Annotated in this window: 18 protein-coding genes and 3 pseudogenes; 19 read left to right on the forward strand and 2 right to left on the reverse strand. The window is 74.4% G+C overall.

Translation table 11 applies throughout. The features are described 5' to 3' along the window. The first annotated feature begins 67 nt into the window (after positions 1–67). From ACWEV0_RS16025 to ACWEV0_RS16035, 3 genes are read left to right on the forward strand one after another with little or no spacing between them, the layout of a single operon-like run. On the forward strand, positions 68–757 hold the full coding sequence (locus ACWEV0_RS16025; RefSeq protein WP_453149895.1) for a response regulator transcription factor: 690 nt from the start codon (positions 68–70) through the stop codon (positions 755–757). Then, a complete protein-coding gene (locus ACWEV0_RS16030; protein ID WP_453149896.1) occupies positions 757–1,398 on the forward strand; it encodes a DUF4255 domain-containing protein in 642 nt (213 codons plus the stop codon). Before ACWEV0_RS16025 ends, ACWEV0_RS16030 begins: the two co-directional genes overlap by 1 nt. Further along, positions 1,395–3,392, forward strand: coding sequence for an ATP-binding protein (locus tag ACWEV0_RS16035; protein WP_453149897.1), 1,998 nt, complete (start codon positions 1,395–1,397; stop codon positions 3,390–3,392). The genes ACWEV0_RS16030 and ACWEV0_RS16035 overlap by 4 nt, the downstream gene beginning before the upstream one ends. Before the next feature lie 66 nt (positions 3,393–3,458). On the opposite strand, the gene ACWEV0_RS16040 is transcribed toward ACWEV0_RS16035, so the two are convergent. Beyond that, on the reverse strand, positions 3,459–5,045 hold the full coding sequence (locus tag ACWEV0_RS16040) for a COG1470 family protein (RefSeq protein ID WP_453149898.1): 1,587 nt from the start codon (positions 5,043–5,045) through the stop codon (positions 3,459–3,461). A gap of 481 nt (positions 5,046–5,526) precedes the next feature. Between ACWEV0_RS16040 and ACWEV0_RS16045 the strand changes: the two genes are divergently transcribed. From ACWEV0_RS16045 to ACWEV0_RS16100, 12 genes are all read left to right on the forward strand, one after another. Continuing rightward, positions 5,527–7,140 (forward strand): phage tail sheath family protein, encoded by a 1,614-nt coding sequence (locus ACWEV0_RS16045; protein ID WP_453149899.1) that lies wholly within the window; start codon positions 5,527–5,529, stop codon positions 7,138–7,140. Between the two features lie 96 nt (positions 7,141–7,236). Next, complete coding sequence (locus ACWEV0_RS16050; protein ID WP_453149900.1) at positions 7,237–7,680, forward strand: phage tail protein; 444 nt, start codon at positions 7,237–7,239, stop codon at positions 7,678–7,680. Next, positions 7,680–8,159 (forward strand): hypothetical protein, encoded by a 480-nt coding sequence (locus ACWEV0_RS16055; protein WP_453149901.1) that lies wholly within the window; start codon positions 7,680–7,682, stop codon positions 8,157–8,159. Before ACWEV0_RS16050 ends, ACWEV0_RS16055 begins: the two co-directional genes overlap by 1 nt. Continuing rightward, complete coding sequence (locus ACWEV0_RS16060) at positions 8,156–8,317, forward strand: DUF6760 family protein (protein WP_453149902.1); 162 nt, start codon at positions 8,156–8,158, stop codon at positions 8,315–8,317. The genes ACWEV0_RS16055 and ACWEV0_RS16060 overlap by 4 nt, the downstream gene beginning before the upstream one ends. Positions 8,318–10,756: 2,439 nt before the next feature. Then, on the forward strand, positions 10,757–11,239 hold the full coding sequence (locus ACWEV0_RS16065; RefSeq protein ID WP_453149903.1) for a hypothetical protein: 483 nt from the start codon (positions 10,757–10,759) through the stop codon (positions 11,237–11,239). A gap of 35 nt (positions 11,240–11,274) precedes the next feature. Next, the gene (locus tag ACWEV0_RS16070) at positions 11,275–11,712 is read left to right on the forward strand and encodes a phage tail protein (protein ID WP_453149904.1); all 438 of its coding nucleotides are present in this window, start codon (positions 11,275–11,277) and stop codon (positions 11,710–11,712) included. A 1-nt stretch (position 11,713) separates the two neighbouring features. Next, complete coding sequence (locus ACWEV0_RS16075; RefSeq protein ID WP_453149905.1) at positions 11,714–12,475, forward strand: CIS tube protein; 762 nt, start codon at positions 11,714–11,716, stop codon at positions 12,473–12,475. Beyond that, on the forward strand, positions 12,472–14,286 hold the full coding sequence (locus tag ACWEV0_RS16080; protein ID WP_453149906.1) for a VgrG-related protein: 1,815 nt from the start codon (positions 12,472–12,474) through the stop codon (positions 14,284–14,286). Before ACWEV0_RS16075 ends, ACWEV0_RS16080 begins: the two co-directional genes overlap by 4 nt. A gap of 26 nt (positions 14,287–14,312) precedes the next feature. Beyond that, positions 14,313–14,711 (forward strand): GPW/gp25 family protein, encoded by a 399-nt coding sequence (locus ACWEV0_RS16085; protein ID WP_453149907.1) that lies wholly within the window; start codon positions 14,313–14,315, stop codon positions 14,709–14,711. A gap of 10 nt (positions 14,712–14,721) precedes the next feature. Further along, positions 14,722–16,725, forward strand: coding sequence for a putative baseplate assembly protein (locus ACWEV0_RS16090; protein ID WP_453149908.1), 2,004 nt, complete (start codon positions 14,722–14,724; stop codon positions 16,723–16,725). Positions 16,726–16,733: 8 nt separating this feature from the next. Continuing rightward, complete coding sequence (locus ACWEV0_RS16095) at positions 16,734–17,318, forward strand: phage tail protein (RefSeq protein WP_453149909.1); 585 nt, start codon at positions 16,734–16,736, stop codon at positions 17,316–17,318. Beyond that, entirely contained in the window at positions 17,311–18,375 is a 1,065-nt protein-coding gene (locus ACWEV0_RS16100; RefSeq protein WP_453149910.1) for an NADase-type glycan-binding domain-containing protein, read from the forward strand. Before ACWEV0_RS16095 ends, ACWEV0_RS16100 begins: the two co-directional genes overlap by 8 nt. A 16-nt stretch (positions 18,376–18,391) precedes the next feature. Here ACWEV0_RS16100 and ACWEV0_RS16105 read toward each other — a convergent pair whose 3' ends face one another. Next, on the reverse strand, positions 18,392–18,964 hold the full coding sequence (locus tag ACWEV0_RS16105; RefSeq protein WP_453149911.1) for a HutD/Ves family protein: 573 nt from the start codon (positions 18,962–18,964) through the stop codon (positions 18,392–18,394). Positions 18,965–19,114: 150 nt separating this feature from the next. Here ACWEV0_RS16105 and ACWEV0_RS16110 point away from each other — a divergent pair, with 150 nt between their 5' ends. From ACWEV0_RS16110 to ACWEV0_RS16125, 4 genes and pseudogenes are all read left to right on the forward strand, one after another. Then, on the forward strand, positions 19,115–19,318 hold the full coding sequence (locus tag ACWEV0_RS16110; protein ID WP_389217499.1) for a cold-shock protein: 204 nt from the start codon (positions 19,115–19,117) through the stop codon (positions 19,316–19,318). A gap of 95 nt (positions 19,319–19,413) precedes the next feature. Beyond that, positions 19,414–20,352: pseudogene (locus ACWEV0_RS16115) on the forward strand (DEAD/DEAH box helicase); the annotation flags it as partial. Further along, positions 20,306–20,836 (forward strand): annotated as a pseudogene (locus ACWEV0_RS16120) (thiamine pyrophosphate-dependent enzyme); the annotation flags it as partial. The pseudogenes ACWEV0_RS16115 and ACWEV0_RS16120, both read left to right, overlap by 47 nt. A gap of 200 nt (positions 20,837–21,036) precedes the next feature. Continuing rightward, positions 21,037–21,317: pseudogene (locus ACWEV0_RS16125) on the forward strand (hypothetical protein); the annotation flags it as partial.

The raw sequence follows: 21,317 nt of genomic DNA on the forward strand, positions 1-21,317 counted from the left end.
CGGCCGTCCCGGCCCGGTGCCCCGACCAGGTGCCCGGCACGGCGCGGAGGGCCGCACGAGGGGGAAAGTGCAGGTAGCAGAGGTGCTCACCATGCGGGTGACGGTGACGGTGCACTCGTCCGATCCGCTCGCCAAGGCAGGGCTGATCAGCCACTTGAGGCATCAGCCGACCATCGACGTCCGATCCGGGCAGGAGGACCGGAAGCCCGACGGGTGCGGGCGCGCGGACCCCGACGAAACGCACATCGCCGTCGTGATCGCGGACCGCATCGACGAGCCCACCACGGCCGAACTGCGGCGCCTGGGGCGGGACATGGACCAGCGGCTCGTGCTCGTCGCCCGCGAGCTGCGCGAACCCGACCTGCTGACCGTGGTCGAGTACGGCGTGCGCGCGATCATCTGGCGCCACCAGGCCACCGAGCAGCGGCTGCTGAGCGCGATCCACAGCGCGGCGAAGGGCGACGGAGAGCTTCCGCCGGACCTGGTGCGCCGGCTGCTCGACCAGGTCGGGCGGCTGCAGCGGGCGACGACGACGGGGGCCGCCGCCAACGGGGCGGTGCCGCTGTTCGGGATGGCGCCGCGCGAGGTGCAGGTGCTGCGGCTGCTGGCCGAGGGGTTCGAGACCCGGCAGATCAGCGAGCAGCTCGCCTACTCCGAGCGCACCGTCAAGAACATCCTGCACGCACTGATGACGCGGCTCCAGCTCACCAACAGGGCGCATGCCGTCGCGTACGCGCTCCGCGAGGGATACATCTGATGTTCCACGAGATCGACGAGGCCCTGGGCCGGCTGCTCGGGACGGCGGCCGCGGGTGAGGTGGCGTTCGACGCGCCGACCCGCGACTGGGCGGCCCGGCGCAGCGCACCGACGCTCAACGCCTACCTCTACGACATCCGCGAGGACGTGGCACGGCGGGAGCGCGGCACGCTCGCCGAGCGGGACGCCCAGGGGATCGTGACGCGCAGGCTGCAACCGCCGCGCTGGTTCCGGCTCTCGTACCTGGTGACCGCCTGGACGACGCAGCCCAAGGACGAGCACCGGCTGCTCGCGGGCGCGCTGGCGGCGCTGCTGCCGCAGGACGTGCTCTCCGGGGAGGCGGTGCCGGCGTCGGTACGGCCGATCGCGCCGACGCTGCCGCTGTCGGTGGCGGCGCCGCCCGCCGAGTCGCGGTCGCTCGCGGACATCTGGTCGGCGCTCGGCGGCGAGCTCAAGCCGTCCCTCGACGTCGTGATCACCACGCCGTTCCCGGTCACTCCGGTGTACGGCGCGGCGCCGCCGGTCACCGAGGCGGAGTTCGTCGTGCGCGGCACCGATGGAACGGGCGGATCCGACGCCCGGCCGCGTACGCTGCGCCGCCGCTCCGGCGCCGCGGGCACGCAGGACGGGAGCCGGACATGAGTGACCTCCTTGAGCTGATCGCCGCGCTGCGGGCGCGGGTCGCCGCGCTCGTGGAGGCCCGCAGCGCGGGCGACCCGACCGCCGCCGATCCGATGCGCGGCCTGTACGTCACCGAGGCGACCGCCCGCCGGATCGCGGCCGGGCCGGTCCGCACGCCCGAGTACGAGGCCGGTGCACCGCCCCTGCCCGGCGACGGCGGCGGGGGCGGCACGGCCCGGCTGGCGGCCCTGACCCGGGCCTTCGGGCTGTCCGCGCTCGACGCGCACATCCTCGTCGCGGCCCTCGCGCCGGACGTGGACCGGGGTTTCGAGGCGCTGTACGGGTACCTCAACGACGACGTCGGACGGCGTCGCGCCACGGTGCAGCTGGCCCTCGACCTCGCGGGCACGGGCACCTTCGACGCGGCTGCCCGCGACCGCTTCCACCCGGCGGCGCCGCTGCGCGCCGGGGCCCTGCTCGAAGTCGAGGACGAGGAACGGCCGCTGCCCGGGCGGGCGTTGCGGGTGTCGGAACGGGTGATCGCGCACCTGCTCGGCGACGACGGCCGCATGGACGCGCAACTGCTCGACGCGGGCGTCGAGTTGCTGCCGCCGTCCGCGCCCACCGGGCTCGCCCACTCCGTGCTCGCCGCGCGCGTCGCCGCCGCCGGCCCCGTCACCGTCCATCTGCGGGAGCGGGTGCCCGGTGCCGCCGCCGACGCGGTGGTGGCCGCGCTGCGCGCCGACGGCCGGCCCGTGCTCCGCTGCCGGCCGGAGTCCGCGACCGCGGCGACGGCCCACGTGCTGCTCCGGGAGGCGCGGCTGCGCGGGGCGGCCGTGGTCGTCGAGCCGCTGCCGCCGGAGCCCGGGCCGCTGGTGCGGGCGCTGGCCGGACGGGGGGTGACGGTGGTCCTGGCCGGCGTCGACGCGCCCGAGCCGGGCTGGCTGCCGGACGGCGACCTGGTGGCCCTGGAGGCACCGGCCGGCGCGGCCGCCGCCTCCGGTGCGCTGTGGCGTCACGAACTCGACGGGCCGGCCGTCGACTTCGACCTGGACGAGGCCACCGCGCCGTACCGGCTGAGCGGCGACCAGATCCGCCGGGCCGCCCGTACGGCGCGGGCACTCGCCGCGTTCGAGGGCGCCGCGCTGACCCGCGCCCAGGTGCAGCACGCCGCCCGGCTGGTCTCGGCGCCGCTGCTCGACAGCCGCGCGCGCCGGATCCGGCCGGCCGTCGGCTTCGCCGACATCGTGCTCCCCGAGGAGCCGCTGGCGCTGCTGCGCGAGCTGACCGGACGGGCCCGCGACCGGGACCGGGTGCTCGGCGAGTGGCGGCTGCGCACCGGTGGCGGCCGCGGGCGCGGGGTCGTCGCGCTGTTCGCCGGGGAGTCGGGCACCGGAAAGACGCTCGGCGCCGAGGTCGTCGCGGGCGAACTGGGCCTGGACCTCTATGTGGTGGACCTGTCCTCGGTGGTCGACAAGTACGTCGGCGAGACCGAGAAGAACCTGGAGCGCATCTTCGTCGAGGTGGACCGCACCGACTGCGTGCTGCTCTTCGACGAGGCCGACGCCGTCTTCGGCAAGCGGTCGGAGGTGAAGAGCTCGCACGACCGGTACGCCAACCTGGAGAGCGCGTATCTGCTCCAGCGCCTGGAGGCGTTCGACGGCATCGCCGTCCTCACCACCAACCTGCGGGCCAACATCGACGAGGCGTTCACCCGCCGGCTCGACCTGGTCGTGGAGTTCCCGTTCCCGGACCCCGAGCAGCGGATCGTGCTGTGGCAGGCCTGCCTGGCGGGCACACCGCGGGAGGCTGGGCTCGACGAGGAGATCGCCCGCTGCGCCAAGGAGTTCGAGCTGGCCGGCGGCGCGATCCGGTCGGCGGCGACGACGGCCGGCTATCTGGCGGCGGCCCGGGGCTCGGCGGTCACCGCCGAGGACGTACGGGCCGGGGCGCGACGCGAGTACCGCAAGGCCGGGCGGCTGGTGCCGGACGCGGGAGTGCCCTGGGCGCCGTGACGCGCCCGTACGACGAAGGAGGGGGCCACCCACGCGGGTGGCCCCCTCTCTCGCTGCGCCGAGTCGCTACTTCACGCTGCCGCCGAGCATCTTGCGGAGCGTGGGCCAGTCGGCGGTGCCGCTCGCGGACAGGCCGACGGCCGTCTGGTAGTCGGCGATGTGCCCGGCGACATTGCTGCTGTAGCGGGTGGGCGTCTGCCGGCCCGTACGGAAGTAGTCGACGCCCTGGCGGGAGTAGGTACGCATCCGGTCGAGGTCGGCATCGCTGAAGTCGCGGTTCATCGCCCACCAGAAGGCGGCCATCACCTGGGTCGTCTGCATGCTGGTCGTGCCCGACGCGACCTGGTCGGGCCGCACGCCCTGCACCCAGAGGGAGGTGAGCGTGGCGCGGCCCAGAGTGCCTTCCTCGTCCGTGTCGAAGATCGCGGCCGAGTTCTTGCCGTCCTCGAGGCCGGACTTCACGACGGCGCGCTGGTAGCAGACGAGCGAGGCGCGGGTCGGCGCGTCGATCACTCCGCGCGTCCACCGCTGCCTGAGCGTGCACGGGTTGCCGTCACCCATGGTCGCGAGGCGCTCCTGCGCGAACTCGACGACCACGTCCGGCTGGTTGCCGTAGCGCCACGGCGGCACGGGCCGCGCGGCGGCGGGCGGCGCCGCGGGCTGCTGTCCGGTGCTGTCGCCCGGCGGGTTCCCGCCGCCCGCGCCGCCGTCCCCGCCGCCTCCTCCGGCGGGCGGGCGCGCTCCGCCGCCGGAGGGCGGGGTCGGGCCGCCGCCGGGGTCCCCGGGCCCCGAACCGGGACCGGCCCCGGTGTCGCCGGGCGAGGGCGGCGGCGCCGTGGGCAGCTCGTCCCCGTCGCCCTGCGGCGCCGGCACCGGCGCGCCCGAGGCCCGCAGGTCCTTGGCGGCGGTGACGATCTTCGGGGAGAAACCGAACCAGAGCACGGCGAAGGCGATCGCGGCGCTCATCAGGAGTCCGCCGGCGACCATCAGCCAGGCGCCGACGACGGGGCGCTGGTCGAAGGTGGCGTCGAGGTCGAGCGAGGTGTCGTCGCCCGACCGCCGCACGGCCACGGTGAAGCGGTGCGACTCCTCGCCACCGGTCCACCGCACCGCCTGCGGCCGCACCGCGAGTTCGGCGAACGCGGCCCGGCCCGGCTCGATCCGCACGGCGTTCGGCCGCACCTCGAAGGCGAGCCGGTTGGCGTCGTCCCGTGCCACGAGGGACGCGGTCAGCGGGGTGTTGCCGACGTTGTCCACGGCGATCCGGGCCCGGCCGCGGAAGCGGCCGAAGAGCGTCGGGGGCAGCAGCTCGGCGCGCGCCTCGGTGAACGGCGTGACGGTCAGCTGCCCTTCCACCACGTCACGGGCGGCCGGGTTCTCGCGCGGTTCGACGCGGATGCCGTACGGGACGGGGCCGGCCGCCACGTCCGGCGAGCGGGGCGGGGCGAAGGAGATCTCGGCGGTCCCCTCGCTGCCCGGGTAGAGACGGAGGACCTCCGGCTCCACCCGGGACCACCCGGAGGGTTTGCCGACCAGCGAGAGGCGGTACTCCTCGACGGTGTCCCCGGTGTTGCGCACCCGCAGCCGGGCGGAGGTCCGGGCGCCTGGCTCGACGGTCGTGTCGGCCGGATCCAGAGAGGTCCACATGGTCATGGGCGGAGGCTAGGTCGGCGACGGGGACCTCCGGTTGCCCGAGCGTCCCTGGTCAGGGGCAGGACGTCGTGACCGCGCGGGCCCCGGTGCGGAGGGGTTCCCCGTTCGACGGGGGCGCGGGGGTGGGCTGGTGCGGCGGGTGCTTCGGCGCGGAGGAGTGCGCGCGGTGCGGTTCGGATGCCGCTACGAGTAGGGGGTTGGGGACGGCGTCGGGCACGGCCCGGGTGCGAGGTCGGGAACGGGCCGGGTACGGCGTCAGGCAGGCCCGGGTACGGGCCGGGTACGGCGTCCGGTCGTGCCCGCGCGGCCACGCGTCGTTGCCCGCGCTTTGCCCTTGTCTTCCTGGCCGCGGCCTCGGCGCCCCGGCGAGAGTCGGAGACGTCCGAACGCCGACGACGACCGCGGATGCCGTACGGCCCGCGCAGGCGCCGCCACCACTGTCTGATCCAGCGCTCGAGTGATCCAGGAGAGCCACGCACCCATGCCCACCTACCTGTCCCCCGGCGTCTACATCGAGGAAGTCGCCCGCGGTTCCCGCCCCATCGAGGGCGTCGGCACGTCCGTCGCCGCGTTCGTCGGCCTCGCGCCCACCGGACCGCTGAACGAGCCGGTCCTCGTGACCAACTGGTCTCAGTACGTGGCCTCGTTCGGCGACTTCACGGACGGGTACTACCTCGCCCACTCCGTCTACGGCTTCTTCGACAACGGCGGCACCGCCGCGTACGTCGTGCGGGTCGGCGGCGACGACCGGGACGCCGCGCGGGCCGTGTCCGCGGGGGCCGCCGACCGGCCGCAGCAGCAGGCGCAGCCGGAGCTCGTACCCGGTGCCGCCGTCGCGCTCGGCACCTTCCGGGTCGCCGCCATCGCCGCGGGCACCGAGGCGGGCGGGGCGATCACCGTCGAGGTGCAGGACGTGGAGGGCGAGCCGGACCGCTTCAAGCTCGTCGTGAAGGACGGCGAGAAGACCGTCGAGAGCTTCGACGCCTCCGCCAAGAAGAGCGCCCGCAACTACGTGGTCACCCAGGTCAGGCAGCGTTCCACGACCATCGTCCTGGAGGAGGCGGCGGCCGGCGGCCAGCTCGCCCGGCCCGAGGCGCAGGTCGTGACCCTGGCCCCGCCGACGCAGGCACCCGCGTCCGCTCCCGCGCCGGCCGCGACGCCGGCCACCCCCGGAGCCGGCAACCCGCTGGAGTCCGCGCGGTTCATCGGCGACTCCGCCGACCGCACCGGCTTCGGCGGCCTGGAGGCGTACGACGAGATCAGCATGGTCGCCGTGCCCGACCTGATGGGCGCCTACCAGCAGGGCCTGATCGACGCGGAGCAGGTCAAGGCGGTCCAGCTCGGCCTCATCGCGCACTGCGAGCTCATGGGCGACCGGATGGCCATCCTGGACCCGCCGCCCGCCCTCAACGCGCGTGACGTGCGCAAGTGGCGCCAGGAGACGGCCGGTTACGACTCCCGGTACGCCGCCGTCTACTACCCGTGGATCAAGTCCTTCGACCCGGCCTCCGGCCAGACCCGTACGGTCCCGCCGTCCGGCCACCTGGCCGGCGTCTGGGCCCGCAACGACTCCGAGCGCGGCGTGCACAAGGCCCCCGCCAACGAGATCGTGCGCGGCGCCGTCGACCTCGAACTGCAGATCACCCGCGGCGAGCAGGACCTGCTCAACCCGATCGGCGTGAACTGCATCCGGGCCTTCCCCGGCCGCGGCATCCGCGTGTGGGGCGCCCGCACGCTCGCCTCCGACCCGGCCTGGCGGTACCTGAACGTCCGCCGCTACTTCAACTACCTCGAGGAGTCGATCCTCGTCGGCACCCAGTGGGTCGTCTTCGAGCCCAACGACGCCTCGCTGTGGGCCCGCATCCGCCGCAACGTCTCGTCCTTCCTGGTCAACGAGTGGCGCCAGGGCGCGCTGTTCGGCCAGCGGGCCGAGGACGCCTTCTACGTGAAGTGCGACGAGGAGACCAACCCGCCGGAGTCCGTCGACCTCGGTCGCGTGGTCTGCGAGATCGGCATCGCGCCGGTGAAGCCGGCGGAGTTCGTGGTGTTCCGGTTGGCGCAGTTCCAGGGCGGGGGCGGGGAGCTGGAGGAGTAGCCGGTCTTCGGTCCCTCGCTCACCAGACCTCCCGAACCTCCCGAACCTCCCGAACCTCCCGAACCTCCCGAATACGAAACAGGAGTGTGACCCTTCATGTCCCTCGACACCGGTGACGCCCTCACCAGTCACAATTTCGGCCTCCAGATCGACGGCGTCATGGTCGAGACCCTGCAGGAGGTCAGCAGCCTCTCGATGGAGCAGGACGTCATCGAGTTCCAGCAGGTCACGGCCGACGGCAAGCCGATCATCAAGAAGCTGCCCGGCGTGAAGAAGGCCGGCGAGTGCACGGTGACGCGCGGCGCCACGCAGTCCCCGGCCTTCACCGAGTGGATCTCGTCCTCGATCGCCGGCGACATGGGCTCGGCCCGCAAGGACGCCTCCATCATCTTCATGGACTACCAGCAGCGGGAGGTGAAGCGGTACAACCTGCGCAACGCCTGGTGCACGAAGGTCGAGCTGAGCGCGACCAAGGCCGGTGACGCCTCCGCCCTCACCGAGCAGGTCACCATCACCTTCGAAGAACTCACCCTCGGCTGATGCGACGCGACGGATCGACGGCGCTGGCGCCGCGGACGCAGGGGCCGGGACCGGGGCCGGTCCCGGGGGCGGGGCAGGGGCAGGGGCAGGCCGAGCGCCGACAGGAGCCGCTGCGCACCGAGTTCGAGTTCGAACTGCCCCGCGGCTTCGTCGACGAGACGGGCACCGTGCACCGCACCGGCGCGATGCGCCTGGCCACCGCCCGGGACGAGCTGGTGCCGCTTCGGGACCTCCGCGTCCGCGAGAACCCCGCGTACCTCTCCGTGGTCCTGCTCGGCCGGGTCATCACCCGCCTGGGCACGCTGCCGTCGGTCCACGACGGCACCGTGGAGAACATGTTCGCCTCCGACCTGGCCTTCCTCCAGGACTTCTACCGGCAGATCAACGCGGAGGGCCACACCCGGGCCGCGGTCGCCTGCCCGCACTGCCAGCAGTCCTTCGAGGTCGAACTCGCCGGGAGCCGCCTGGGGGAATCGTGACGTACGCGGCGGACCGGATCGAGGAGGAGACCGCGTACCTCGCCTTCCACTTCCACTGGGGAGTGGACGACATCCTCGACCTGGAACACGCGGACCGGCGCGGATACGTGGCACGGGCGGCGGCGCTGGTGGAGCGGACGGCGGCGGCGCAGGCGTAACGGCATTACCGAGAAAGGGGGTTGGAGACGATGGGAATGTTCGAGAGGTGGGGGCGTCGCCGTAAGCAGCGCGACGCGGCCGAAGCCCCCGCGACCGGGCCGGCGCCGTCCGGCAGTGCGTGGCAGGCGCTGCCCCCCGTGCAGCGCGTCCTCGGCTCCCCGCGCCCGGTCGCGGAGCCGGGCTTCGCCGGCTACCTCGCGACCCACTGGAACCCCTCCTTCCACAGCGACCTCGGCCACGGCGCGGTGCCGGACGCGCCCGGCGGCCTGCTCCTGGACGCGGTACGGCCCGTGGGCCCGGCGGAGCGGCCGGCCGGCGCCGAACTCCCGGGCCTGCGGCTCCCGGTGGTCGGCCCCGAGGCCAAGCCTTCCGACGCGCCGCGGCCGAAGACGGCCGCGGGGACGGGTGACCCCGCGTCCGGGACGCGGGACGCGGGCGGCGCCTCGACCCGTACGTCCCGGCCGCCGGCGGTCCAGCGTGCCGCCGGCCGCACGGAAGGCGCGGCCACGCCGGCGGCGGTCGCGAACGCGCCTGGAAGCGGCGTAGCGGCACCCCTTCCGGCACGAGGTGGTGCCACGACCCCGACGGTGCGGCCCCTTCAGCCACTCACGTCGCCACCGGTGGCGACGGAGGACGCCATTCGTACGACCCCGCAAACGTCCGTCGCGACGCCCTCGGCGCCCGTCCGGCCGACGCCCGTCCGACGCTCACCCCTGCTCGCAGCCCGTCCCGCGCAACCGCAGCGGCGTCTCGCCGCGGCGAGCGCGAACCGGTCGGACGCCGCGGAGGCGCCCGGGGCGGCGCCCGTCCAGCGGGCAGCGGTCTCGGCGGCGACCGCAACGACCGCATCGACCGACGCCGCTCGACCCGGCGGCACACCGGCGCCGGCGACGACGCCAGTGCGTGTCGCGGAAGCACCGAACACGGCACCTGTCCACGGCTCGGCAGCGCCGGAGACAGCGCCTGCTCAGGGCGCGCCGGCGCCCGGGGCGGCACTCACCCCCGGCGCGGCAGCGCCGGGCACGCCGACCGTCCAACGGGCGGCAGCCTCGGCGGACGCACCCGCCACGACCGCATCGACCGACGCCACCCGGCTCGGCGGCACACCGGCGCCGGGGACCGCGCCCGTCCGGGGCACGACGGTACCCGGGACGGCGCCCGTCCACCGGGCAGCGGCCCCGGCCACCGCAGCGACCACATCAGCCCGTGCCACTCGGCCCGGCGGCACGCCCGCGCCGGAGACGGCACCCGCCCCGGGCACGGCAGCGCCTGCGACGGCACCCGTCCAGCAGGCACGGACCGCATCGGCCGAGGCCACTCGGCCCAGCGGCACACCGGCGCCCGGCACGGTATCCGCAAAGGGCGCGGCAGCGCCGGGCACGGCACCCGTCCAGCGGGCAGCGGCCCCGGCACCGGCGACCGCGACGACCACATCGACCGACGCCACTCGACCCGGCGGCATCCCCGCGCCGGGGGCTGCACCTGGCCGGCCGGCCGACGCGGCCTCGGCTGCTGCCCGCCCGGGCGCGACGTCCGTCCAGCGGACGGAGGCCGCTGCGCAGAGGTCCATGGGCGAGCCGACCGTCCCGGCAGCGGCTCCCGAGGACGCGGCCGCGCCGACCGGCACGACCCCGCCCGGTCACGCACCGAAGCAGGCCCCGGCGTCCGTCCAGCCGGCAACGCCCGCAGTGCGGCCGCCCGCAGGCTCCACGCTCGGCCGGCACCGCGGCACGGGGAGTCCAGAGCCGACGCCCGTGCCCGACACCACTCGGCCCGGTCGCACACCCGGGCCGGACGTGGCGCCCCTCCAGCGTGCGACAGCACCCGCGCGCACACCGGCCGACGCCGCCCAGCCGCGCACCACACCCACGCCCAGCACCTCGCCCGTCCACCGCGCGGACACCGCCCCGCAATCGACGACCCCCGCCGCGACGCCCGTCCAGCGCACGACGACACCCGCACCCGCACCCGCCGACTGGGCGGCCCACGCCACACCCACGCGCCCGACGACCGCCGCCGCTCCCTCCGTACCTCCCCTCACCGCGCCGGAGCCCTCCAGCACCGGCCGGTCTCAGAGCTCCTCGGTCCCGGTTTCCCCCGCCGGGGCCGAGGCCCCTGCCGTACGGCAGCGTCCCGCCGTGCGCCGTTCGCGGCGCGCCCCGGGGGCCGACTGGACCGCGACGGCGGCCACGCCGCCGGCGAGCCCGGTCCGGCCGGGGCTCGGTGCGCCTGTGCAGCGGGTCGCGGCCGAGCCGTCCGGGCGGCGGCCGAACACGCCGCCCCGGCGGTCTCCTGTCGGCGCGCCGATCGTCCCGGCGCCCGCGGCGCCGAGCCCCACCCCCGCCATGGCACCGGTGCCTGCGCCGGCGCCGGCACCGGCACCGGCACCGGAGACCACCGTCCAGCGCTCCCCCGAGCCCTCCGTCCCGCTCCCCCTCGTGACCGTCACCGACGTCCCGCGCGCCAAAGCACCCGCCCCGCGGCGGCAAGCGACCCTGCCGCTCACCGCCGCCCGCCCGCTGGCACCCCGCACAGCATCGCCTCAGGCCCCGACCACGCCCGCGGACCCGCCCGCCGCCAAGCCCGTTCAGCCGAGCCCCGTCCGCCCCGTGGTCCCCCTCGCCGTCCAGCGCCAGAGCACCCCGGCCACCAGCCCGGCACCAGCCCCCGCCCCGATCCCCGCACCCGCACCCGCACCCGCACCCGCACCCGCCGCCACCTTCGTTCCCATTCCCTCGGCCCCACCCGGCGCACCCTCCGTGCAGCGCGCTGCCGCCCCCACCCACGACGTCCCCGCCGAGTCCCCCACCCAGCTCGACGAGCTGGCCCGCCGGCTCGTCACCCCCCTCTCCCGCCTCCTGCGCGCCGAACTCCGTGCCGACCGCGAGCGCGTCGGCCGCCTCCGGGACCACTCCCACTGAACCTCCCGCCCCGCCTATCCGAGAGACCCGCCACCATGCCCACCCCGCAGGACCCCGCCTCCACCGTCTTCTTCAAGCTCACCATCGACGGCCAGGACCTCGGCCTGTTCAACGGCTGTGACGGCCTCTCATCCGAAGTGGAGGTGGAGCGGCGGCAGGAGGGCGGGAACAACGGTTTCGTCTGGCAGCTGCCGACCCGCGTGACCTTCTCCACCATTCGCCTGACGCGCCCGCTCACTCCCGACACCGCGAAGGTGGCGGCCTGGATCTCGTCGCTCGCCACCGGCATCACGCGCCCGACGGCCCAGATCGCGGCGCTGCGCGCCGACGGGTCGGTCGTGGCGCAGTGGGGTCTGGTGGAGGTGCTGCCGGTGCGCTGGACGGGGCCGACGCTCGACCCGGCGAGCCCGGCCGTGGCCACGGAGACGCTGGAGATCGCGCACCACGGGTTCACCGACGCGGGGGGTCTCTGAGATGGCGGCGCCGATCGGCGGGACGGCGGCGCGCGGGCTTTCGCGGGCCTCGCTGTCCATCCACCAGCCGCCGGCGGACCTGGACGGGCCGCTCGGCGGGAGGCTGGGCGAAGTGCGGTTCCAGTTCAATCCGGACGAGCTGCGGCTGAGCCGGGCGGCGGACTGGCACACGGAGCCGGCCGTCGCGTACACGCGGGGCGCGCCGCCGAAGTTCACGGGCAGCCGGCCGGCCTCGCTGGAGGTCGAGGTGTTCCTCGACGCGTCCGGGACCCCGTCGTCGACGGTGGTGCAGCAGCAGGTGGAACTTCTCCTGTCCTGTTGCGAGGTGACGCAGCAGAGCGTGGAATCGAAGGCGCCGTCGCCGCCGTGGGTCGAGTTCTCCTGGGGTTCGTTCTCGACCGTGCGGTTCGTCGCGTACGTGACGTCCGTGGCCGCGACGTACACCCTGTTCAGCCCGAGCGGCGTGCCGTTGCGCGCCACCTGCCGACTCTCGCTCACCGAGATCGCGACGGCGACGAAGCGGCAGAACCCCACCTCCGGCGCGCTGTCGGCCCGCCGGACGCACCGGACGGTCTCCGGGGACTCGCTCGCGTCGCTCGCCTGGCGGGAGTACGGCGACGCGACGCGCTGGCGGGTGATCGCCGAGGCGAACGCCATCGACGACCCGATGCGACTGCGCCCGGGCACGGAACTGCTGCTCCCGTCCAGCACCGAGACGCCGGAGCCCCACCCACACGCTTCGCAGACCAAGGGCACCCGATGAGCGAGAAGACCTTCACCACCGTCCTGCACGTGCAGCTCGACGGCACGCTGCTTCCCGACCCGCTGGCGGTGCGGCTCACCGAGGGCTGGGTGGACGCGAGCGTCAACGTCCCGTCCGCGTTCCAGCTGACCTTCAGCGACAAGGACGGCACCCTCACCGAGAAGTTCCCGTTCCTGAAGGTGGGCGCGATGGCGGTGCTGTCGCCGTTCACGGACGGCAGGCGCGGCGAGCCGATGCTCACCGGCGAGGTGACGGCGGTCGAGGTGGACGCGGCGCCGGGGCACGGGCGCTATCTGATCCTGCGCGGGTACGACCCGGGGCACCGGTTGCTGCGGAACCGGCGGGTCGAGGGCTATCCGAACATGACGGCCGCCGACATCGCCCGGCGGCTCGCGGCCCGCAGCGGCATCCCGGTGGGCCGGATCGACGCGACGCCGACGGTGTACGAGCTGGCCACCCAGCCCAACATCACCGACTGGGACTTCCTCTCCCGGCTCGCCCGGGAGAACGACGTACGGCTCTCCCTGGACCCGGCGGGCCGGCTGGTGTTCGCCGCGCTGCCGCCGGCCGCGACCGCGCCCGCCGACACCACTCCGGCGGCGCAGAGCCCGTACGTCCTCGACTTCGGGCACAACACCCTGCACAGCAGGGTGTCCGTCACCGCCGCCGGCCAGGTCCGCACGGTCGACGTGCGCGGCTGGGATCCGCGCACCAAGCAGGCGCTGTCGTCCCCGACCCCTGCCGTCGGGAGCGGCGACATCGAGTCGGACATCACCTCGGTGCAGCTGTCCGAGCCGTTCGGTCCGGCCGAACTGGCGGCGACGGGCCGGCCGTTCACGACCCAGTCGGAGGTGACTCAGGCCGCCGCCGCGCTCGCGGACGACGTCGCGGGCTCGTACGCGGAGCTGGAGGTGTCCGTCACCGGCAACCCCGCTCTCAAGCCGGGGCAGCCGGTGGCCGTGCGGGGCGCGGGCTTTCCCTTCGAGGGCCGCTACACGGCGACCGGGGTGCGTCATGTCTTCGCTTCGGGACGGCAGTTCACCACCTGGCTGACGGTCTCCGGCCGGCAGTTCCGTTCGCTGTACGGGACGGCTTCCGGTGGCGGCGAGCCGGCGCCGGCGATGCCGGGCGTGGCGGTCGCGCTGGTGACCAACACCAAGGATCCGCTCTCGCTGGGCCGGGTCAGGCTGCGCTTCCCGTGGCTGTCGGCGACGTACGAGAGCTCCTGGTGCCGGGTGGCGCAGCTCGGCGGCACCGGGGGCGGCGGGCTGGTGCTGCCCGAGGTGGGCGACGAGGTGCTGTGCGCCTTCGACCGGGGGTCGCTGGAGCATCCGTACGTCCTGGCGGGGCTCTACAACGGCGTGGACCGGCACACCCCGGCCACCGACGGGGTGCCGCCGGTGGACCCGACGAGCGGTCGCGTCCAGTGGCGCGCGCTGACCTCCCGCACCGGTCACACCGTCGAGCTGCGCGAGGCCGGCGGCCGGACCCGCTCCTCGCACGGCGTGCGGCTGCGCACCGGGCAGGGGAAGCTGAGCATCGAGCTGAACGAGGCCCGTACGACCCTGACCATCGACAGCGACGGCACGGTCACCATCACGGGTGCCCGGGGGGTGACGGTCGAGTCCGGGAGGGATCTGACGCTGTCGGCGCGGGGGCGGATCAGCCTCGACGCGAAGCTCGGCGTGGACATCAAGGCGGGGACGAAGTTCAAGGTGTCGGCGCTGACCCAGGCCGTCCTCAACGCGCCGTCCCTCATCACCTCGACCGTCCCGATGCCCAATCCCGTGGCCGCGAACCTGCCGTTCTAGAGGGGGACTTGTCATGAGTGAGTGCCATGAGTGAGCGCTTCGTCGGCGCCGGCTGGGCGTTTCCCATGCGCACCGGACCGAGCGGGGCCATCGCCCTGGTGCGGCGCGACCGCGAGATCGATGAGTCGATGCGGCTCGTGCTCGCCACGGCGCCGGGCGAGCGGCCGATGCGGCCCGAATTCGGCTGTGCGGTGCACGAGTTGGTGTTCGCTCCGGTCAACGACGCGACGATGGGCCGGATCCGCTACGAGGTGATGTCGTCGCTCGACCGCTGGGAGCCGCGCATCGAGGTGGAGGAGGTCACGGTCGCGCCGGCGCCCGGCGAGCCGACCACCCTGCACATCGACGTCCGCTACCGGGTGCGCGGCGCCAACAACCCGCGCAATCTCGTCTTCCCCTTCTACGTCATCCCCTCCGAGGACTGAAAGCCCCGCCATGGCCCTGCCCGCACCCCATCTCGACGACCGGCGTTTCCAGCAGTTCGTCGACGACGCCAAGCGTTATGTCCAGCAGGCGTGTCCCGAGTGGACGGACCACAACGTCTCGGACCCCGGCGTGACCCTGATCGAGGCCGTCGCCCACATGGCCGACCAGCTGGTCTACCGGCTCAACCGGGTCCCGGAGAAGAACCACCTGGCCTTCCTGGACCTGCTGGGCGTGACGCTGTTCCCGCCCGCCGCCGCGCACGCCGAGGTCACCTTCCGGCTGTCCGCGCCGCAGCCCGAGCCGGTGCTCCTGCCGGCCGGCACGGAGGTGGCCACCGGGCGCACGGAGACGGAGGAGGCGGTCGTCTTCGCGACCGTCGCGGATCTGACCGTCGTACCCTGCGAGTTGACGCGGCTGCTGCGCCAGGAAGCCGGCGGCGCGCCCGAGGACCGCACGCAGGACGTCCTCGGCGGCGCCGACATCCCGGTCTTCACGCCGTCGCCGCGGATCGGCGACGCGCTGCTCCTCGGTCTCTCGGCGGCCGTGCCGGACTGTGTGCTGGTGCTCGACCTGGACAGCCGGGTGGACGGCGTCGGTGTGGATCCGCGCCGGCCGCCGCTGGTGTGGGAGGCCTGGACGACGGCCGGCGGGTGGACGGTGTGCGAGGTCGACGAGGACTCCACGGGCGGTCTCAACCGGCCGGGCGAGGTGGTCCTGCACATGCCGTCCGGGCACGCGGTGTCCCGGCTCGGCGGTCACGAGGCGGGCTGGGTGCGCTGCCGGGTGGTCGAGCCGGTGGCCGGGCTGCCGTCGTACAGCGAGTCGCCGACGGTACGGGCCGCGGGTGCCTTCACCATCGGCGGCACCGTGCGCGCGGCGCACGCCGAGACGGTGCGGGACGAGCCGCTGGGCGAGTCCGAGGGCGTGCCCGCGCAGCGGATCCGGCTCGCGCACGCGCCCGTGGTGGACCGGCCGCCGCTGCTGCTCCAGGTCGCCGAGCGGGCGACCGGTGTCGTCGGGGACGGTGACGGAGACGAGGAGGACCCGGACGCGGGCTGGCAGGAGTGGACCGTCGTCCCCGACTTCGCCTCGTCCCGCCCCGGCGACCGGCACGTCACCCTCGACGCGGCCACCGGCGAGATCTCCTTCGGTCCCGCCGTCCGCCAACCCGACGGCACGGTACGGCAGTTCGGCGCCGTGCCGCCGAAGGGCGCGGCGATCCGCGCGGTGCGTTACGGCACCGGAGGCGGCCGGGCGGGCAACGTGGCGCGGTCCACGATCACCGTGCTGCGCAGCTCCATCCCGTACATCGCCCGGGTCGAGAACCGCGAGGCGGCCCGCGGCGGCGTGGACGGGGAGACCGTCGAGGAGGCCAAGGCGCGGGCGCCCATCACCCTGCGGGCGCAGGAGCGGGCCGTCACCGCCCGCGACTACGAGGAGCTGGCCCGGCGCGCCGCGCCCGAGGCCGCGCGGATCTCCTGCCTGGCGGCGGACGCGGCCGAGGCGGGCGAGAACGCGGTCCGGGTCCTCGTCGTACCGCAGGCGGTGCCCGACCGCGGCGGCCGGCTGCGCTTCGAACAGCTCGTGCCGGGCGAGGAGTTGCTGTCCCGGGTGAGCGGTTTCCTCGACGAGCGGCGCCCGCTGGGCACCCGGCTGGCCGTGGGGCCGCCGTACTACCAGGGCGTGACGGTGGTCGCGACGCTGCACTGCTTCCGCGCGGCGGGGGCGGAGCGGGTGCGGGCCGAGGCCCTCGACACGCTGTACGCGTACCTGGACCCGCTGACCGGCGGCGCGCACGGCGAGGGCTGGCCGTTCGGGCGTCCGCTGCGGGCCGGCGAGATCTTCGCCGCGCTGCAGCGGGTGCCGGGCGTGGAGCTGGTGGACGAGGTCCTGCTGCATCCGGCCGATCCGCTGACCGGGCGGCGGGGCGACACGACGGACCGGATCGAACTGGCGCCGTCCGCGCTGCTCTTCCCCTTCGACCACCACGTCCGTGTGATCGAGGCGCGGTGAGGGGTTCGGTGAGCCGTTCCTCGCGCGGTACGGTGCCGGGGCTCGCGACCCCGCACCCGCTGGGCGCGGCGCTGCCCGCCGTGTACGCGGAGGACGAGTTCGGGCAGCGGTTCGTGGCCGGCCTCGACGTGGTCCTCGCGCCGCTCTTCCATGTCCTCGACTCGCTCGCGGCGTACTTCTCGCCCGCTCTCGCCCCCGACGACTTCGTCGACTACCTCGCGACCTGGGTCGGCGCGGAGCCGGCGGGCATCGAGCCGCCGGAGCTGCGCAGGCAGGCGGTCGCCTCGGCCGTCGCCCTGCACCGGGTGCGCGGCACCCGCCGGGGTCTCGCCCTCGCCGTCCGGCTCGCCTTCGGCGTCATGCCCGAGATCACCGAGAGCGGCGGCGCGAGCTGGTCCGTCCGCCCGCTCGGCCCGTTCCCCGGTGCCCCCGAGCCCGGGGTGCACGTCACGCTCCGGGTCGCCGACCCCGCCGCCGTGGACCCGTACCGGCTGCGCGCGGTCGTGGCGGCGGCCCGGCCCGCGCACCTGCCGTTCACGGTGGCCGTGACGCCCTCTACCCGAACCTCCGAAGGAGCCCGATCCCATGAGTGACGCGCCCGCGTCGACCCGCCCCTGCCCGGACTGCGCGAGCCCGGTGCGCGCCACCGACCAGTCGTTCTGCGACAGCTGCGGGGCGTTCCTGCGCTGGAACGCCCGGTCGGCCGAGGTCTCGGCCGAGGTCTCGACGGAGGTCTCGACGGAGGTCTCGACCGAGGACCCGACGGTGGAGCGTGCGGCCGTCGAAGCGCCCGCGCCGGCCGGCCCCGAGGACACCGTCGTGCGCTCCCTCCTGGTCCCGGTCCCGGAGCACGAGGCGGACGAGCCCGACGCCGTCGCCGCTCCCGTGCTCCCGGCCCGCCCGGAGGCGCCGGCGCCCGCCGCCCGTACCGCCGAGGTGCCCGCGGCGGCTCCCGACGGCCCGCCGTGCCCGGCCTGCGCGCGCCCGAACGTCCCCGGCCGCCGCTTCTGCCGCTTCTGCGCGACGCCGATGGCACCGGAGCAGCCGGCCCCGGCCGACGGCCCGTACGCGGGTCAGCGCCCCGGCCTGCCCCGTGACCGCCGCCACTGGATCGCCCGCGCGCTGGTCGCCGCGGGCGTGGTGACCGTGGTGGTGGGCGGCGTCGTCGGCGGCCCGCCCGCCGCCCGTGCCGTCCAGGACCACTTCGCCACCCGCGTCGCCGTCCACCCCGTCTCCTGGGCCGCGTCCCACTCCGCCCCGAAGCAGGCGCCCCTGCTGGCCGGCGACGGCTACTCCAACACGTGGTGGGGCACCGGCTACGCGGGCGACTCGGCGGGCCAGTACCTGGAGGCACGCTTCGGCGAGCCGACCGACCTCCTCGACGTCCTGATCACTCCCGGCAGTTCGAGGACGACCACGCAGTCCGACGAGCAGGCGACCCCGCGCACCTTCGACCTCGTGGTCACCGACTCCTCCGGCACCGCCCACGTCTCGCACCACACGGTCAACGACGGCGGCGCCCAGCGCCTCGGCGTCCGGGTCCGCGACGCGATGTCGGTGCGCCTGGTGCTGCGCACGGCCTGGCGGGCCGACGCGCGCAAGCAGGTGGCCGTGGCGGAACTGGAGTTCTTCGGCCGGTCGGTCTCCTGACCCGGCCGGACGGGCGTCAGCCCTTCGCGGGCCTGATGGTGACGACGGCGGTCACGCCGTCGACGTGGAAGACGGCCGCCTCGTCGGCGGGGAGCAGGATCGCGTCGAACCGGTCGAGGGTGACGCCCGGTTCGGCGGCCGTCGCCGTGCCCGCCAGCGCGATCACCAGGGTCTGGGTTCCGCTCCGCGGAGCGACGGTGAACTCCTCGCGCTCCACGCGGACGTCCGCCGTCGCGGCGTCGCGGCGCGTCATCACGTTGAAGTCGACGATGGGGCCGCCGAGGAGCCGGCAGCCGGTGGCGGCGTCGCCGGAGAAGGCGAAGGGCTCGTACGGGTCGGCGACGGTGTGCGGGGTCCCGTCGACGGTCAGCTCCATGCCCGGCCCGTCGACGACCGTGATGACGCGATCGACGCCCGGGAAGGCGGAGAAGGGGCCGCCGGTCGCGACGTCGGCGAGGCTCACCCGCCAGACGAAGTCGTCCAGGCCCGCCTCGGCCGGGCCGGCGGCGACCTCGCGGGTCACGCCGCCGCCGTTGCGCCACGGCGTCGCCGGCCGGTCGTGCGCCCTGAGCAGGCGTCCTTCGATCATGAAATCAGCTCCATGTGTTACACTTACGAAGTTGCAGTTGTGGTACCCATGAACCTATGCGCGCCTGACAGGAATGCTTGTCCCTGCAGGCGCATATTTTGTTTTTCCGGCATCTCCGGATGGGGCCTCTGCCTACAGAAGGAGAAGATCATGGCACAGGGAACCGTGAAGTGGTTCAACGCCGAAAAGGGTTTCGGCTTCATCGAGCAGGACGGCGGCGGCCCGGACGTCTTCGCCCACTACTCGAACATTGCCACCCAGGGCTACCGTGAGCTCCGCGAGGGCCAGCGGGTCAGCTTCGACGTGACGCAGGGCCAGAAGGGCCCGCAGGCGGAGAACATCGTCCCCGCCTGATCGCCACACGCGTATCCGCTCGCCGGGGTCCGCACCGTCATGGTGCGGACCCCGGTTTGCGCTGTTTCCAGGATTCCAGGAAGGCAGACAACTGCATGTCCCGTAGGTCCCCGAAGTCCAACCGGCGCGCCTCGTCGCCGTCACCGGCCCCGTCGTCGCCGAAGGAGTTCCGGCTGCCGGAAAGCACGACGCCCGCGCTTCCCGCCGTCGAGGACTTCGCCGGCATGGACCTGCCCGCGGGGCTGCTGAAGACCCTCACCGCGCAGGGCGTCACCACCCCCTTCCCCATCCAGGCCGCCACGCTGCCCAACTCGCTGGCCGGGCGCGACCTGTTGGGACGCGGCCGCACCGGCTCCGGCAAGACCCTCGCGTTCGGACTCGCGCTGCTCGCCCGTACGGCCGGACTGCGGGCCGAGCCCAAGGCGCCCCTCGCCCTCGTGCTCGTCCCCACGCGTGAACTCGCCCAGCAGGTGACGGACGCGCTGACCCCGTACGCCACGGCCGTGAACCTCCGGCTGACCACCGTGGTCGGCGGGCTGTCCATCACCCGGCAGGCGGCCGCCCTGCGGCGCGGCGCCGAGGTGCTCGTGGCGAGCCCCGGCAGGCTCAACGACCTGGTGGAGCGCGGCGACTGCGTACTCGACGACGTCCGCATAACGGTCCTCGACGAAGCCGACCAGATGACCGACATGGGCTTCCTGCCGCAGGTCACCAAGCTGATCCAGCGGGTGCGGCCGGACGGCCAGCGCATGCTCTTCTCGGCCACCCTGGACGCCAACATCGACCGCCTGGTGCAGCGCTTCCTGACCGACCCGGTCGTGCACTCCGTGGACCCGTCCGCCGGCGCGGTGACCACCATGGAGCACCACGTGCTCCACCTCCTGGACGAGACCGACAAGAAGGCAGTCACCACGCGCATCGCGGCCCGTGACGGCCGGGTCATCCTCTTCCTCGACACGAAGCGGTCCGCCGACCGGCTCGCCAAGCGGCTCCTTCAGCCACGGCTCCATGGCCAACGCCCTGCCGCAGGCCATCGGCGCGCAGTTCCTCGACCGCGGCCGGCAGGTCGTGGCGATGTCCGGTGACGGCGGATTCACCATGCTCATGGGCGACTTCCTCACCCTCGTCCAGTACGACCTGCCCGTGAAGGTGGTGCTTTTCAACAACTCCTCCCTCGGCATGGTGGAGTTGGAGATGCTGGTGGCCGGACTCCCCTCGTACGGAACGGCCAACAAGAACCCCGACTTCGCCGCCGTCGCCCGGGCGGCGGGCGCCTACGGCGTCCGGGTGGAGAAGCCCAAGCACCTCGCGGGCGCCCTCAAGGACGCTTTCAAGCACAAGGGCCCGGCGCTCGTCGACGTCGTCACCGACCCCAACGCCCTGTCCATTCCACCGAAGATCAGCGCGGAGATGGTCACCGGCTTCGCGCTCTCCGCCAGCAAGATCGTGCTCGACGGGGGAGTGGGCCGGATGCTCCAGATGGCCCGATCCAATCTGCGTAACGTGCCCCGCCCCTGAATGCGTGCCTTCCGGTGGGGCATGCATCCCCGTGAGCCTGTTCGATCCGACGACGACGGACGGCGACGGACGACGAACCGATGACGGGGTGGGGGTTACCGGGTATGGCCGGGGAGGCGAAGCAGCCGACTCAACTGCTCAGAAAGGTGGGAGGCGCCGATCTCACCGCGGTACCGGAGGTGCGGCATGCGTTACGCGCGATGCTGGGAGGCTGGGGCGGGCCGGGCGCCACCGACGTCGCCGAACTGCTCACCAGTGAGCTCGTGACGAACGCGCTCGTCCACACGGACCACGGTGCGGTCGTGACCGCCACCGTCGACACCGAACAACTCCGCGTCGAGGTGAGGGACTTCGTGCCCGGTCTGACGCGGCCGCGGGTACCGCACGCCGACGACGCCCGGACGGTCCTCGTAGCGCAGCACCGCCATGTGGTCGGCGAGCGCCAGGTCCACGTCGTAGTCGCCGACCGCGACGATCTTCT

The sequence above is a fragment of the Streptomyces sp. NPDC003943 genome (assembly GCF_053605265.1).

Bases quoted from the DNA above. Each gene is read 5' to 3' on its own strand.
- ACWEV0_RS16030 (WP_453149896.1), top strand. From the start codon at position 757: ATGTTCCACGAGATCGACGAGGCCCTGGGCCGGCTGCTCGGGACGGCG.
- ACWEV0_RS16035 (WP_453149897.1), top strand. From the start codon at position 1,395: ATGAGTGACCTCCTTGAGCTGATCGCCGCGCTGCGGGCGCGGGTCGCC.
- ACWEV0_RS16040 (WP_453149898.1), bottom strand. From the start codon at position 5,045: ATGACCATGTGGACCTCTCTGGATCCGGCCGACACGACCGTCGAGCCA.
- ACWEV0_RS16045 (WP_453149899.1), top strand. From the start codon at position 5,527: ATGCCCACCTACCTGTCCCCCGGCGTCTACATCGAGGAAGTCGCCCGC.
- ACWEV0_RS16050 (WP_453149900.1), top strand. From the start codon at position 7,237: ATGTCCCTCGACACCGGTGACGCCCTCACCAGTCACAATTTCGGCCTC.
- ACWEV0_RS16055 (WP_453149901.1), top strand. From the start codon at position 7,680: ATGCGACGCGACGGATCGACGGCGCTGGCGCCGCGGACGCAGGGGCCG.
- ACWEV0_RS16070 (WP_453149904.1), top strand. From the start codon at position 11,275: ATGCCCACCCCGCAGGACCCCGCCTCCACCGTCTTCTTCAAGCTCACC.
- ACWEV0_RS16075 (WP_453149905.1), top strand. From the start codon at position 11,714: ATGGCGGCGCCGATCGGCGGGACGGCGGCGCGCGGGCTTTCGCGGGCC.
- ACWEV0_RS16080 (WP_453149906.1), top strand. From the start codon at position 12,472: ATGAGCGAGAAGACCTTCACCACCGTCCTGCACGTGCAGCTCGACGGC.
- ACWEV0_RS16085 (WP_453149907.1), top strand. From the start codon at position 14,313: ATGAGTGAGCGCTTCGTCGGCGCCGGCTGGGCGTTTCCCATGCGCACC.
- ACWEV0_RS16090 (WP_453149908.1), top strand. From the start codon at position 14,722: ATGGCCCTGCCCGCACCCCATCTCGACGACCGGCGTTTCCAGCAGTTC.
- ACWEV0_RS16100 (WP_453149910.1), top strand. From the start codon at position 17,311: ATGAGTGACGCGCCCGCGTCGACCCGCCCCTGCCCGGACTGCGCGAGC.
- ACWEV0_RS16105 (WP_453149911.1), bottom strand. From the start codon at position 18,964: ATGATCGAAGGACGCCTGCTCAGGGCGCACGACCGGCCGGCGACGCCG.
- ACWEV0_RS16110 (WP_389217499.1), top strand. From the start codon at position 19,115: ATGGCACAGGGAACCGTGAAGTGGTTCAACGCCGAAAAGGGTTTCGGC.